This is a genomic window from Bordetella petrii, from assembly GCF_000067205.1.
GTDB classification, from domain to species: Bacteria; Pseudomonadota; Gammaproteobacteria; order Burkholderiales; family Burkholderiaceae_B; genus Bordetella_A; species Bordetella_A petrii.
This window is the reverse complement of record NC_010170.1, coordinates 4,182,624-4,196,195: the sequence shown is the minus strand read 5'-3', so window position 1 is coordinate 4,196,195 and position 13,572 is coordinate 4,182,624. Positions and strand designations below refer to the sequence as shown.

The following is a 13,572-nucleotide window of genomic DNA, read 5'->3' as shown; positions in this document are numbered from 1 at the left end:
CTTGCGCGCCGGGGGGCGGTCAGCCGCCCTGGGTGCGCGGCAGGGCTGCCTGCGCGAAATTGCGTTCCAGCGTGTCCAGCGCGTGCGTCAGGGCCTGGATTTCCTCGTTGGACAAGCCCTGCAGCGATTCTTCGAAGAAGGCCGCGCGGCGCGGCATGGCCGCGTTCACCACGGCCTGGCCGGCCGCCGTCAGGCTGGCGTTGGTGACGCGGTTGTCGTTCGGATCGGCGCTGCGCGTGACCCAGCCCTGCTGTTGCATGGCTTGCAGCAGGCGGGTGAGCGAAGCGGGGTCGAGGCGGCAGCGCTCGGCCAGCATTTTCTGCGAACACTGTCCGCATTCATGCAGCGTCAGCAAAATGCGCCAGCGGGGCAGGGCATGGCCTACGCGGCTGCTGAAGGCCGCCTGCATGGCGCGGTAGGTCTGGCCCAGGTGCTGGATAATCTGCAGGCCTTGTTGTTCTTGAGGCAAGACTGGGTCTCCGGGGCGGTTGGTCAAAGCGGCGCCAGGCGCCGCCGCTGGGGCTCATTGTGCCAGGAATGGCGCGCGGGCATCCGCGGACGGCCTGGGGGGCAGGTTCCTGGCCGCCGTGGCGCGTAGTGGTGTCCGGCCGCGGTGTCAGGCGCCTGCGGAGCCCGGCACCTGTTCTACCGCGATGCCTGGCCTATTGGGCCACCTGTTGCACCGTGCGCGACAGCTCGGCGCGCCAGCGCGCCTTGCGGTCTTCGGGCACGAAGCTGGCTTCGAAGCTGTTCAGGGCCAGTTGTATGGCGTGGCCGGCGTCCAGGTCGGGCAGCGCGTTGAAGGTTTCCAGGAAGTTCTGGTTCAGGTAGCCGCCGAAATAGGCCGGGTCGTCGGAGTTCACCGTGACGCACAGGCCCGCGCCGAGCAGCGTGGCCATGTTGTGCGCGGCCAGGGTGTCGAACACGCGCAGTTTCACGTTCGACAGGGGGCACACGGTCAGCGGAATGCGCTGGCGGGCCAGGCGCTCGACCAGTTGCGTGTCTTCGACGCAGCGCACGCCATGGTCGATGCGCTGCGCGCCCAGCAGGTCGAGCGCGTCGCGGATGTACTGCGCGGGGCCTTCTTCGCCGGCGTGCGCGACGATGTGCAGGCCCAGTTCGCGGCAGCGCGCGAACACGCGGGCGAACTTCTCCGGCGGGTTGCCGCGTTCGCCGCTGTCGAGCCCCACGCCAATGAAATGCTGGCGATAGGGCAACGCCTGCTCCAGCGTCTGGAAGGCATCGGCTTCGCTCAGGTGCCGCAGGAAGCACAGGATCAGCGCGCTGCTGATGCCCAGCTCCGCTTCGGCCGTGTTACAGGCCCGCGCCAGGCCGGCTATCACCGTCTGTATGGGCACGCCGCGGGCGGTGTGGGTTTGCGGGTCGAAAAACAGTTCGGCGTGGACGATGCGGTCGGCCGCCGCGCGCCGGAAATACGCCATGGCCAGGTCGAAGAAGTCTTGTTCGTGCTGCAGCACGCCGGCCCCGGCGTAATAGATATCCAGGAAGCTCTGCAGGTCGGTGAAGGCGTAGGCCGCGCGCAGCGCCTCGACGCTGGTGTAGGGCAGGGCGATGCCATTGCGCTGCGCCAGGGCGAAGATGAGCTCGGGCTCCAGGGTGCCCTCGATGTGCACGTGCAACTCGGCTTTGGGCATGGCCCGCAGCAGCTGGGGCAGTTTCTGGCGAGGAAATTCGGCTAGGTTATTCATGGCGGAGACTGTAATTATCGATGTCGGAGGCGGACGCAGGCCCCCGGTTTGTTACCATATTGCCACGCCGTCGACTCGCAAACGGCGCAAATCGTCCCATACCTTACCGGATGGCGAGCGGTTATTTCCCTTTTTCCAGTCGAGGTGCCCGCGGGGCGGCAATGAAAACGTGGTTCAAGCGCATATTGATAGGCCTGGTGGTGCTGGTTGTCGTGGCCGTCGTCGGCCTGGCCATCTTTTTGCTCACGTTCGACCCCAACGCCTATAAGTACAAGCTCGAAGAGCTGGTCCAGGAACGTTACCACCGGACCCTCGCCATCGACGGCGAACTCGAGCTGTCGCTGTTTCCGCGCATCGGCCTGTCGGTGCAGGGCGTGTCGCTGTCCGAGGTCGACAGCCCCGACACCTTTGCTTCCATTGAAAGCATGCGCCTGGCGGTGGCCGTGTGGCCGCTGCTGTCCAGCAACCTGGTGGTCGACCACGTGGCCATCAATGGGTTCAAGGCGCGCGTGGTGCGCGACAAGAACGGGCACCTGAATTTCGAAAACCTGGTGGGCGGGGGCGCCGCCAACACGCTGGAGCCTGCCGGTCCGGCCACGGCCGCCGTGGGCGCCATGGCGGGCGCCGCCCAGGCCATCGCCACGGGCGGCGCGGCGGCGCCGGCGACCATGCAGATCGACATCGCGGGGCTCGACCTGCAGGCCGGCGAACTGCAATTGCAGGACGAAATCTCGGGCATGGCGGTAGCGGTCACCAACCTTAACGCCAATACCGGCCGCGTTACCTACAACCAGCCGTTCGACGTCAGCCTGTCGGCGCGGGTCGAAGGCGGCAACCCGCGCATCGACGCGAATCTTACCGGCCAGGGTCTGCTGACGCTCGATCCGCTGGCCAAGCGCTTTGCCGCGCAGAAGCTCGATGTGCGCATGGACGGCAACGTGCTGGGCGCCGAAGCCAAGAGCCTGGCCGCGCGCGGCAACCTGGCCTTCAACGGCCGCACGTCGTCGCTGGATGTGGCCGGGCTTGAAATCGTCTTCCAGGGCGATGTGCCCGATCCCGCCACGCCCATGAAGGGCGTCGAAGCCAGCGTGGCCATTCCGAAACTGGCCATCGATCCGCACAAGCTGCAGCTGCAGATCGAAAAGCTGGCAGTGCGCGCCAAGGGTTCGCTGACCGGCGGTCCCTTCGAGCTGGCGGCTGACGCCCCGGCGCTGAATATTTCGCCGTCTTCGGCCACCGGGCAGGCCCTGACCGGCCGGGTGCGCCTGCAGGGGCTGGACGCCAGCTTCGGCCTGAACGGCATCAGCGGCAACGCCAGCGAGCTCGACATCAAGGAAATCAAGCTCGACAGCACGCTTACCCAGGGCGAGCGCGTGGTCAAGGCGGTGTTCAGTTCGCCGGCCACCTTCAACCTGTGGCAGCGCGCCATCGGCCTGTCGGCCATGAAGGGCGACGTCAACATTACCGACCCCGGCCTGCCCAAAGGCAGCCTGCAGATTCCGGTAATCGGCAGCATGAACGCCAATTTGCAGAAGGACGAAGCCGGCGCCAAGATCAACGCCGTGCTCGAAGGCGGCAAGTTCGACCTCATGGCCGACATCAAGAAGTTGTCCGAGGTGCCCGACATTACCTTCGCCCTGGCGGTGGATACGCTCGACCTCGACAAGCTGGCCCCGCCGGTTCCGGTGGCCGCGCCCAAGGCGCCGGCCGGGGACGGCAAGCCGGCCGATGCGTCCAAGCCGGCGGCCAAGCCCGCTTCCGCGCCGGCCGCGGCGCCGGTGGCCGACAGCGCCATCGACCTGTCGGCCCTGGTGGGCCCCACCGCCAACGGCACCATCAAGATCGGCCAGTTGGTGGTGCGCGGCCTGAAGGCCAGCGAGCTCACCGCCAAGCTCAAGCTCGACAAGGGCAAGCTCGATATCTCCACGCTGGCCGCTGCGCTGTATGGCGGCAAGCTGGGCGGCACCATGTCGGTCGACGCGGCCAACGGCAACCAGGTGGCGGCCAAGATGACGCTGGCCGGCATCGACATTGGCCCGCTACTGTCCGATCTGGTGCAGCAAAGCGCCCTGACCGGCACGGGCAGCCTGGCGCTCGACCTCAAGACGGCGGGTTCCAATTCGTACGCCCTGACTACCGGCCTGAACGGCAGCATGCAACTGCGCCTGCGCGATGGCGCGGTGCGCGGCATCAACATTGCCCAGACGTTGCGCGAACTGAAGGCCGCCTTCACTGGCGAAGCCGGCGACCCCACCCTCGCCGCCGATCGCACCCGCCAGACCGATTTCACATCGCTCGAAGCCGACCTGGCTTTCGTGAAGGGAGTGGCCACGGCCAAGCGGCTCGACATGGCATCGCCGCTGCTGCGCGTGTCCGAAGGCAATCCCGCCACCATCGATTTCGTCCAGAACAGCTTGAATTTCGTGGCCAAGGTTCGGGTGGTCAACACCAGCACCGGGCAAGACGGCAAAGACCTCGAAGAACTCAAGGGCATCACCATTCCGGTGCTGATCAGCGGCCCGTTCGACAAGCTGGCCTATACCGTGCAATGGCGCGACGTGGCTGGCACGGCGCTCAAGCGCAGTCTCGAGAAAAAGCTGAAAGAAGCCGTAGAAAAAAAGGCCGGCGACGGCAGTCTGTCTCCACAACTCGATAAAGCACTGAAAGGACTCCTGGGCAAATGAGCGCATCCGCCTTCCAGCCTGTCGCCGAATGCGGCGACACCTCCCAGCCGCAAGCCCAGCCGTATCACAAGCGCTGGCTGGTGGCCAACGATGCCGGCACCTGGCTGAACCGCGCGCTGTGCCCGCGGCTGGCCGAGATCGCCATCGAACTGCGGCTGGGCTATCTGGTCTTGCGGGCGCCGGGCATGTTGCGCATGGACATTCCGCTGGACGTCATCGAAGACGACGACAGCGTGCGCTATCAGATACGCCTGGGCGAACAAACCGTGGACGTGGTCGACGAAGGCGACCTGGCCGCGGCTTGGCTGTCGAACTTCCTGCAGATTCCTTGCCGGCTGCTCAAGGTGCATCCGGACATGGCCGAAGTGCAGTGGCCGGCGTGAAGTGAAATCCCGCCTTCGCCCGGCGCTCTCACGCTCTGGGCAGGTGTCAAGCGCCGCAGGCGTCCTCCGCTCGGGATAGGTGTCAGGCTCCGGCAGGCGTCCTCCGCTCGGGACAGGTGTCAGGCTCCGGCAGGTGCCTGACACCGCATGATCGAGATGGCCTCTGCTCACGCGCGGTGTCAGGCACCCTGCGGGAGCCTGACACCTGACCGCCGGACCGGCGGCGTACTTAACCAGCAGTGCCTCCAACCAACGGCACCTCCAACCAGCGGCATCCCTGTTCAGCGCCGCTTGTATTCCAGCACCGCGTGGGCCAGCAGGCCGGCGGCCAGCCCCCAGAATGCCGATCCGATGCCCCAGGCGCTGAAGCCCGACGCGGTGGCCAATAGCGTGATCAGCGCCGCCTCGCGCCGTTGGGCGTTGGCCATGGCGCCGGCCAGTCCGCCCAGTATGGCGCCCAGCAGGGCCAGGCCGGCCAGGGCGGCGATCAGCGCCGGCGGCAGGGCCTGGAAAAACACCGCCACCGCCCCTGCCACCACGCTGAGCAGCACATAGGCCAGCCCGTAGGTGGCGGCGGCAATGTAGCGGCGCGTGGCGTCGGGGTGGGCTTCGGGGCCGGTGCAGATGGCGGCCGTGATGGCGCCCAGGGTAACGCTGTGCGCGCCGAAGGGCGCCGCCACCAGGCCCAGCAGGCCCGTGGCCGCTACCAGCCGCGACGCCGCGGGGCGATAGCCGGCGGCCTGCAGGATCGCCAGGCCGGGCAGGTTCTGCGAGGCCAGCGCCACCACGAAAATCGGGATGCCCACGCTGATCGCGGCCGACCATGAAAACGCCGGCGTGGTCCAGACGAATTGCGTCAGTTGCCAGTCGATGCCGCTCAGTTGTATCTGGCCGGCCGCCGCGGCCACGCCCAGCCCAACCGCCATGACGGCCAGCACGGCATAGCGCGGGGCCCAGCGCCTGCCAAGCAGATACGCCGCGCACATGGCCAGCACCAGCGCCGGTCGGTCTGCGATGCGCGTGAAAATGCCCAGGCCGAAGTCCAGCAGTACACCGGCCAGCATGGCGCTGGCGATTTCGGTGGGCACGCGCCGCATGATGGGGTCGATCCAGCCGAACAGGCCGCATGCGAGGGTCAGCAGCGATGCCAGCACGAAGGCCCCCACTGCTTCGTCGAACGGCACGCCCACCAGCGCCGTGACCAGCAGCGCGGCGCCTGGCGTGGACCAGGCCAGCACGACGGGCATGCGGCTGCGCAGGCTGATGACCAGCCCGCCCAGGCCCAGCACCAGGCAGATCGAGCCCAGCCACGAGCCGATGCGTGCGGCGTCCAGGCCAGCGGCGTGGCCGGCCTGCACCATCAGCACGGCGGTGCCGCCAAAGCTGACCAGCACCGCCACCAGCCCGGCCACCACGGCCGACACGGACAGGTCGCGCGCCGGGGACTGGGGCAGCGGCGCGGCGAGGCTGGTGTCGGGGGGAGTCACGAATGACCCGTCAGGCGGCGATACTTGGCCATCAGGGCTTCCTGCCCTTCATGCCATTGGGGGTGCAATTCGATGCATTCGACCGGGCAGACTACTTTGCACTGGGGCTCGTCGTGGTGGCCCACGCATTCGGTGCAGCGGTCGGGGTCGATGACGTAGTATTCGGGCCCCATCGAGATGGCCTCGTTGGGGCACTGCGGCTCACACACGTCGCAATTGATGCATTCTTCGGTGATTGTCAGAGCCATGGCAGGAAAAAGGCGGCGGATTCACAGCCATTGTAGCGCCGCCGCGCGCGGGGTTTTTCAGCCCTTGCCAGCCGGCCAGGATTGCTCGCGGTATTCCTTGGCTTTGGCCTGCAGCCAGCGTTCGACCGACGGAAACACGAACTTGCTGACGTCGCCGCCCAGCTGGGCGATTTCGCGCACGATGGTGCCCGAAATGAACTGGTATTGGTCCGACGGGGTCATGAACATGGTCTCGACCTCGGGCAGCAGGTGGCGGTTCATGCCCGCCATCTGGAATTCGTACTCGAAATCGGACACGGCGCGCAGGCCCCGCACAATGACGCGGCCGTTCTGCTCGCGCACGAAGTCTTTCAGCAGGCCGGCGAAGCTTCGCACTTCGACGTTGGGGTAATGGCCCAGCACTTCGCGGGCGATCTCGACGCGCTCGTCGATGCTGAAGAACGGCTTCTTGTTGCGGCTGTGCGCGATGCCCACGACTACCTTGTCGAACAAGGCGGCGGCGCGGCGCACCAGATCTTCATGGCCGCGGGTCAGCGGGTCGAACGTGCCTGGGTAGACGGCGGTAATCATGCGGGCTCCGTATCCTTGTAACTGGCGTACACCTTCCTCCGAATCCCGGATTATTGACCTATTTCCGCATTGCAGCAAATTGGAGCAATCCATAGTGGACGGCGCCCGCGCGGTCCTGGCGCAGCACCTCGAAATCGTCCGGCGGGGCCAGCGCCGCCTCGGATTCGACGTACACCAGGCCCTGTTCGGCCAGGATGCCCGGCAGCAGCGGCCACAGGCGGGGCAGCCAGTCCTGGCCAAAGGGCGGGTCGAGCAGGATCAGGTCGAAGCGCGAGGCGTCCATGCGCTGGACAACCTGCATGGCTTCGCCGGCGTGCACGCGCACGGCGGCCGCATTGAGTTTGTCGCGCAGCGCACGCAAGGCCGCCACCGCGGTGCGGTCATGCTCGACCAGCAGCACTTGCGTCGCCCCGCGCGAGGCCGCCTCGAACCCCAGCGCCCCGCTGCCGGCGAACAGGTCCAGCACCCGTTTGCCGGCGAACTCGCCGTCCCACAGGTGGGTAAGCCAGTTGTACAGGGTTTCGCGCACCCGGTCTGGCGTGGGGCGCAGGCCGGGCACGTCGGGCACGGAAATGGGGGTGCGCCGGTACTGTCCGGCAACGATGCGGATGGGCTTGCCGCCCGGGGTGGGTTTCTTCAAGCGTACGACCTCCTGCTCGAATAGTAGCCGGCCCGAGGGGCGGGGCGGGCGGCACGGCGAACGGAATATACTTTCGCCCATGTTCCGCTTCTTCAAGAAAAAATCCCCGCCCGCCACGCCCGCGCAGCCCGACGCCGCGCCTCAGGCAGACGCGCCCGCCGCCGATGCGCCGGCTTCCGCGCCCGCGCCAGCCGCGCCGCCGCCCGATGCTTCGACCCAGGACGTCGCCGAGCGCGATGCGGCAGCCCGGGCGCCGGCCGCCGAGGGCATGCCCGCCGCAATGCCGGCCGCCGTCCCCGTCGAATCCGGGCCAGAAGCTGCGCCTGCCGCTGCGGCGGACGAGCCTGTAGCCGAGCCACCGCCAGCGTTGGCAACGGCTGCCGAGCCCGCCGCCGCGCCGGCCGCGCCCGCCGTGGCGGAAACGCCTGTCGTGGCGGAAACGTCCGTCGCGCCGCCAGCCGGCGCTGCTGCCGAGCCCGCCAAAAAAACCTCGTGGCTGGGCCGGCTCAAGCAGGGCTTGTCGCGCACCGGGCAGAGCCTGGGCGGCCTGTTCGTGGGCGTCAAGGTCGACGAGAATCTGTTCGAAGAACTCGAATCGGCGCTCATCATGGCCGACGCCGGGCTCGAAGCCACCGAACAACTGCTGACCGCATTGCGCGCGCGCGTGCGCAAAGAACGCATTGAAAATCCGGCCCAGGTGAAGCAGGCCCTGCGCCAGGTGCTGGCCGATCATCTGCGCCCGCTCGAACGCCAGTTCGACCTGCGCCGCGCCAGCCCGCTGGTGGTGATGATTGCGGGCGTGAACGGCGCCGGCAAGACCACCTCCATCGGCAAGCTGGCGCATACGTTCCAGCGCCAGGGCGCCAGCGTGCTGCTGGCCGCCGGCGACATCTTCCGCGCGGCCGCGCGTGAACAACTGATTGAATGGGGCAGCCGCAACAACGTCAGCGTCATTGCCCAGGAAGGCGGCGATCCGGCCGCCGTGGCGTTCGACGCGGTCAATGCGGGCCGCGCGCGCGGCGCGGGCGTGGTCATGGTGGATACGGCCGGCCGCCTGCCCACGCAGCTGCACCTGATGGAAGAGCTGAAGAAAATCCGCCGCGTCATCGGCAAGGCCGACGGCGCCGCGCCGCACGAAGTGCTGCTGGTCGTCGACGGCAATACCGGCCAGAACGCGCTGGCGCAGATTCGTGCTTTCGATGCCGCCATCGGCCTGACGGGCCTGGTGGTCACCAAGCTGGACGGCACGGCCAAGGGCGGCACGCTGGCCGCGGTGGCCGCCGGCAGCCAGGGCGTGCGTCCGGTGCCGGTGTATTGGATCGGCGTGGGCGAAGGCATGGAAGACCTGCAGCCCTTCGTGGCCGACGAATTCGCGGGCGCTTTGCTGGCCGATTAGGGTTGGCCGCGCGGCTTGCGGGGCGCTGCTTGCGCAGCGCTACTTCCAGAATGGCCTGGCTTCTGCCAGGCGGTCGAAGGCCTGCTGCGCTTCGGCCGACAGCTTGTCGAGCCGGGCGCTGATCCAGCCCAGCGCGAACCAGGCTTGCGGGTGCGTGTCCACGCACGCGTGGTAATAGTCTTTGGCCATTGCCAGGTCGTTGATCTCGCCCAGCAGGTCTTGCACCTGGGCCAATTGCTTGCGATAGCCGCGCAGCCGCGCCTGCGGCAGCAGCGATTCAGCGAACGACAACCCGTAGCGCAGGCGCTTGCCGCGCTTGCGCAGGTCGTGCCGCGCCGGAATGTCGAGCGTCGCGAAACGCTTGCCCCGCGCCGCCACTTTGGCGTGCCAGCCGTGCAGGCGGTTGGCCAGCTGTTTGCGCAGGGGTTCGACCTTGGCTTCGGCTTCGGTTTCGACGGCCAGCGGAATGATGGTGGGCGTAACGGCGGGCGTGGCGGCAGGCTGCGACGCGGGCTCGGACGCTGTATTGGTGCTTGCCTGAGGCTGCGGCGCGGTGGCGGGCGGGGGCGCTTGCACGTCCAGGCTCCATTCCAGCGCGTCAAACAGCCAACCCTGGAAGGCCGTGCCGGCAACCACGGGCTGCACGTCGATGTCGGGCGCTGGCGCGTCGAAGGTGATGACCGGCATGCCCGCTTGCAGCAACGCCGGCGTGACGGTTTCGTTCAGCACATCCTGGTCGCGGCTGAGTCCGAGCGCGGCGAAATGCGTGCGCACGCCTTCCCGCAGGGCGGATGGCGGTGGAGCGATCCAGCCGTCGAACAGCCGCCACGCCGAGCGCAGGCGGCGCATGCCCACCCGCAACTGGTGCACGTGTTCGGGCTGGCCCGCCGGGTACACCCCCAGCGTGTCGACTTCGGCCAGCACGGCGGCGTTGCGCGCGATCTGGTCGAGGCATTCGGCGGCCACGCGGCCCATGGCCTGGGCTGGCGTCAGGCTGTTGTCGAGTTTCACGGAGGCGGCGCTGCGCGGCGCCCAGAAGCCCGCGATGGCGGCGCCGCGGCGCGCCTGGGTGTCGGGGTCGTCGGCTTCCAGCGCGGCCAGTTCGTGGGCCAGGCTGGCCAGCGCGTCGCCACGTTCGGACTTGCTGCGCGCATCCAGCACCAGCCCGTGGCGCTGTTGCCAGCGGCGCGCCACGGTAAAAATGGCGGCGGGGCTGCCCGACAGCAGTTCGAATTCCAGTTCGCACAGCGGCAGTTCCAGCGCGCCGGCGCGCAGCACGCCGGTGTCGTAGGCCAGTTCGACATTGCCATGGCGGGTGCGCACCTGGCGCAGCAGGCGCTGCACGTCGGTTTCGTAGCGCAGGCCCAGCTCGCCCTTGATGGCGGACAGCGGCGCTTCGACCTCGGTGCCCGCGTAGACGGACAGATCCAGCACGGGGCCGCTGCGGGCATGGTTGATTTCAACGCGCGTGATGGCGTCGGGGCCGGGCATTTTCAGGGTTTGCACCCAGTCGCGGCCTTCCTGGCGCAGGCGCAGCGCGATGCGTGCGCGCGCCAGCTCGCGATCAGGCGTATCGAAATAGAGGGCGTGCAGCCTGATGCGGCTGGCATTGCCTTGCCGCACTTCGTTCTGTACTGCCCGGCGCGCCGCCGCCGGGACGTGCAATTTCAATTCTTGTTCTGACATGGTCGCGACCGCAGCTTAAACCGCTGATAGTACCCAACACGGCAGCAGGGTTTGATGACCAGTCATAAAAAGAGCGCACTGCGGTGTCTGACACCTGCGGAGTCAGACACCTGGGCAGGCCTGGGCAGCCGTGGCTCTGTCAGGTGTCAGGGTTCCGCTGGTGCCTGACAACAGCGTGCGCCACAGGCATGCCGCGCATAACCGGCGTTTCTGTCAGGTGTCAGGCTCCCGTAGGTGCCTGACACCGGCGTGTGCCATCGGCGTTTCAGCCATGCGGTGTCTGACCCCCTGCGGAGTCAGACACCCGGGCAGGCTTTACAGGATGCGCTTGCGGGCCTGGGTGATGATGACTTCCGCCACCACCACGACCGCGAAGATGGCGACCAGCACCAGGGCGACGCGATCCCATTGGAACAGGTTCATGGCGCTGTCGAGCGTCATGCCGATGCCGCCCGCGCCCACCAGGCCCAGCACGGCGGATTCGCGCACGTTGATGTCCCAGCGCAGCAGCACGATGGACCAGAACGCCGGCCGGATTTGCGGCCAGTAGCCGTACCACAGCACCGACCCCTTGCTGGCGCCGGTGGCCGTCAGGGCCTCGACCGGACCGCGTTGCGCTTCTTCGATGGCTTCGCCCACCAGCTTGCCGACGAAGCCGATCGAGCGGAACGCAATGGCCAGCGTGCCCGCCAGCGGGCCCGGCCCGAAGATGGCGATGAACAGCAGCGCCCACACCAGCGAATTCACCGAACGGCTGGACACCAGTATCAGCCGCGCCAGCTGGTTCACCAACCGGTTGGGGGTAAGGTTGGTGGCCGCCAGCAGGCCCACCGGCACGGCCAGCGCCACCGACAGGATGGTGCCCAGCGTGGCGATGTGCAGGGTTTCCATCAGCGCGCCATGCACGCCTTCGGCATAGTATGACCAGTCGATGGGCCACATGCGGCCGAGCAGGTCGCCCATCTGCTCGGGGGCGTCGTACAGGAACTCGGGAATGATCTCGACGCTGCGCAGCGCCTGCACAATGGCGGCCACCACCAGCAGGTACAGTGTGAAGCGCAGCAGGCGCTGCCCCATGGTGTAGCGCTGCCACGTGCGCGGATAGCCCGCGTCGGCGACGGAAATGGTGGAGGCGTTCATTCGTCGGCCTCCAGCTTGGCCAGCGGCTTGCCGCCCAGCCCGCGCGCCGCGTCGAAGCGGCGCTGCAGGATGTTGTCGAAACCCAGGTTGTCCAGGAACACCGCCCGCACGAAGCGCGCCAGCAGCTCGCCCAGCATGATGATGGCAATGAGAGTGATCAGGATGGCGGCCACGAAGTCGTAGTCGAAGCGCTGGAAGGCCGAGAACAGCGTGCCCCCGATGCCGCCCGCGCCCACGATGCCCACCATGGTCGAGTTGCGCAGGTTCGAATCGAACTGGTAGGTGGCAAAGCCGATGAAGCGCGCGAACACCTGTGGCAGCACGCCGAACAGGATCACGTTGGCGAACGATGCGCCGCTGGCCCGCACGGCCTCGACTTGTTTGAGCGAGATTTCTTCGATGGATTCCGTGAACAGCTTGCCGATGAAGCCCACCGACGCCACCGCCAGCGCCAGGATGCCGGCCAGCGCGCCGAAGCCGACGGCCTTGACGAACAGAATGGCCACAATGACCGGGTGCAGCGAGCGGCACAGCGCCACGATGGCGCGGGCAGGCCACGAGGCCCAGGCCGGCATCAGGTTGCGCGCGCCCAGCAGGCCCACCGGCAAGGCCAGCGCAATGCCCAGCACCGAGGCCAGCACGGCGATTTCCAGGCTTTCGGTCAGGCCTTGCCAGAGCGTGGCGGGTTGCTGGATGTGCGGCGGGAACATGCGGCCGAGCAGGGTGGCGGCATGGCCCAGGCCGCTATGGAAGCGTTCCAGGCTGAAATCGAGCTGCCCGGCAGCGTACAGCGCATAGACGAACACCAGCACAGTGATGGCCCGCGCCTGCCACGACAGGGCGAACGGGCGGCGCTTTACTGCAGCCACGATTCGCCCCCGTAGATGGCCTTCAGGGTGGCGGTATCCAGACCCTGGCCGTCGCCGTCGTATACGACGTGCCCGCCCGACATGCCGACGATGCGGCTGGCATAGCGGCGCGCCAGTTCGACGTCGTGAATGTTGACCAGCACCGGAATGCCGCTGGCGCTGCCTTGCGCTGCCAGCAGTTCCATGATTTCGACCGAGGTTTTCGGGTCGAGCGACGATGTGGGCTCGTCGGCCAGCAGCAGCTGCGGACGCTGCATGAGGGCGCGCGCGATGCCCACGCGCTGGCGCTGGCCGCCCGACAGGGCGTCGGCGCGCTGGTCGCCGAAGCCGCCCAGGCCGACGATGTCGAGCAGCTGGTAGGCGCGCTCGATGTCGTCGGGTTCAAAGCGCCGCATCCAGGCCTTGAAGGCGCTGCTGTAGCCCAGGCGGCCGGTCAGCAGGTTTTCCATGACGGTCAGGCGTTCGACCAGGTTGTATTCCTGGAACACCATGCCGATGCGCCGCCGCGCCTGGCGCAGCGCCGTGCCGCGAATGGCGGCCAGGTCGACCGCGCCATCAGCCGTGTTCAGCAGGATCTCGCCGCGGGTGGGGTCGATCAGACGGTTGATACAGCGCAGCAGGGTGCTTTTGCCGGTGCCCGAGGGGCCGATGATGGCCGTCAGGCCTTGCCCCTCGACGTGCAGGTCGATGCCCTTGAGCACCGGCCGGCCGGCCCGGTATTCCTTCACCAGGCCGGCAATGCGTAAAGATGTGGTCATTG

At 67.7% G+C, this 13,572-nt stretch carries 13 protein-coding genes; 3 read left to right on the top strand and 10 right to left on the bottom strand.

Going from position 1 to position 13,572, the window contains the following annotated elements; all coding sequences use genetic code 11:
• Positions 1–19 precede the first annotated feature (19 nt).
• Together BPET_RS20190 and BPET_RS20185 are read right to left on the bottom strand one after the other, a co-directional pair.
• The gene (locus BPET_RS20190; RefSeq protein ID WP_012250869.1) at positions 20–469 is read right to left on the bottom strand and encodes a MarR family winged helix-turn-helix transcriptional regulator; all 450 of its coding nucleotides are present in this window, start codon (positions 467–469) and stop codon (positions 20–22) included.
• 193 nt (positions 470–662) lie between these two features.
• The gene (locus BPET_RS20185; RefSeq protein ID WP_012250868.1) at positions 663–1,709 is read right to left on the bottom strand and encodes an adenosine deaminase; all 1,047 of its coding nucleotides are present in this window, start codon (positions 1,707–1,709) and stop codon (positions 663–665) included.
• Between the two features lie 161 nt (positions 1,710–1,870).
• On the opposite strand from BPET_RS20185, the gene BPET_RS20180 reads away from it, so the two are divergent.
• Positions 1,871–4,393, top strand: a complete 2,523-nt coding sequence (locus BPET_RS20180; protein WP_012250867.1) for an AsmA family protein — start codon at positions 1,871–1,873, stop codon at positions 4,391–4,393.
• Positions 4,390–4,776 (top strand): MOSC N-terminal beta barrel domain-containing protein, encoded by a 387-nt coding sequence (locus BPET_RS20175; RefSeq protein WP_012250866.1) that lies wholly within the window; start codon positions 4,390–4,392, stop codon positions 4,774–4,776. The genes BPET_RS20180 and BPET_RS20175 overlap by 4 nt, the downstream gene beginning before the upstream one ends.
• 281 nt (positions 4,777–5,057) lie before the next feature.
• On the opposite strand, the gene BPET_RS20170 is transcribed toward BPET_RS20175, so the two are convergent.
• The 4 genes from BPET_RS20170 to rsmD are packed head-to-tail and all read right to left on the bottom strand — an operon-like array spanning position 5,058 to position 7,721.
• Positions 5,058–6,263, bottom strand: a complete 1,206-nt coding sequence (locus tag BPET_RS20170) for a benzoate/H(+) symporter BenE family transporter (RefSeq protein ID WP_012250865.1) — start codon at positions 6,261–6,263, stop codon at positions 5,058–5,060.
• A complete protein-coding gene (locus tag BPET_RS20165) occupies positions 6,260–6,511 on the bottom strand; it encodes a YfhL family 4Fe-4S dicluster ferredoxin (RefSeq protein WP_012250864.1) in 252 nt (83 codons plus the stop codon). Before BPET_RS20165 ends, BPET_RS20170 begins: the two co-directional genes overlap by 4 nt.
• Before the next feature lie 57 nt (positions 6,512–6,568).
• Positions 6,569–7,081: a pantetheine-phosphate adenylyltransferase gene (gene coaD / locus BPET_RS20160; RefSeq protein ID WP_012250863.1), complete on the bottom strand. Its 513-nt coding sequence runs from the start codon at positions 7,079–7,081 to the stop codon at positions 6,569–6,571.
• Positions 7,082–7,139: 58 nt separating this feature from the next.
• Entirely contained in the window at positions 7,140–7,721 is a 582-nt protein-coding gene (gene rsmD, locus BPET_RS20155; protein WP_041863099.1) for a 16S rRNA (guanine(966)-N(2))-methyltransferase RsmD, read from the bottom strand.
• Positions 7,722–7,800: 79 nt separating this feature from the next.
• Here rsmD and ftsY point away from each other — a divergent pair, with 79 nt between their 5' ends.
• Positions 7,801–9,117 (top strand): signal recognition particle-docking protein FtsY, encoded by a 1,317-nt coding sequence (gene ftsY, locus BPET_RS20150; RefSeq protein WP_041863098.1) that lies wholly within the window; start codon positions 7,801–7,803, stop codon positions 9,115–9,117.
• Positions 9,118–9,156: 39 nt separating this feature from the next.
• Here ftsY and BPET_RS20145 read toward each other — a convergent pair whose 3' ends face one another.
• From BPET_RS20145 to phnC, 4 genes are all read right to left on the bottom strand, one after another.
• Positions 9,157–10,803 carry a CYTH and CHAD domain-containing protein gene (locus BPET_RS20145; protein ID WP_012250860.1) on the bottom strand — a complete coding sequence of 549 codons (1,647 nt, stop codon included), beginning with the start codon at positions 10,801–10,803 and terminating at the stop codon, positions 9,157–9,159.
• 315 nt (positions 10,804–11,118) lie between these two features.
• Positions 11,119–11,943 carry a phosphonate ABC transporter, permease protein PhnE gene (gene phnE, locus BPET_RS20140; protein WP_012250859.1) on the bottom strand — a complete coding sequence of 275 codons (825 nt, stop codon included), beginning with the start codon at positions 11,941–11,943 and terminating at the stop codon, positions 11,119–11,121.
• A complete protein-coding gene (gene phnE / locus BPET_RS20135; protein WP_012250858.1) occupies positions 11,940–12,812 on the bottom strand; it encodes a phosphonate ABC transporter, permease protein PhnE in 873 nt (290 codons plus the stop codon). The genes phnE (BPET_RS20140) and phnE (BPET_RS20135) overlap by 4 nt, the downstream gene beginning before the upstream one ends.
• Entirely contained in the window at positions 12,800–13,570 is a 771-nt protein-coding gene (gene phnC, locus BPET_RS20130; RefSeq protein ID WP_012250857.1) for a phosphonate ABC transporter ATP-binding protein, read from the bottom strand. The genes phnE (BPET_RS20135) and phnC overlap by 13 nt, the downstream gene beginning before the upstream one ends.
• Positions 13,571–13,572: the final 2 nt, after the last annotated feature.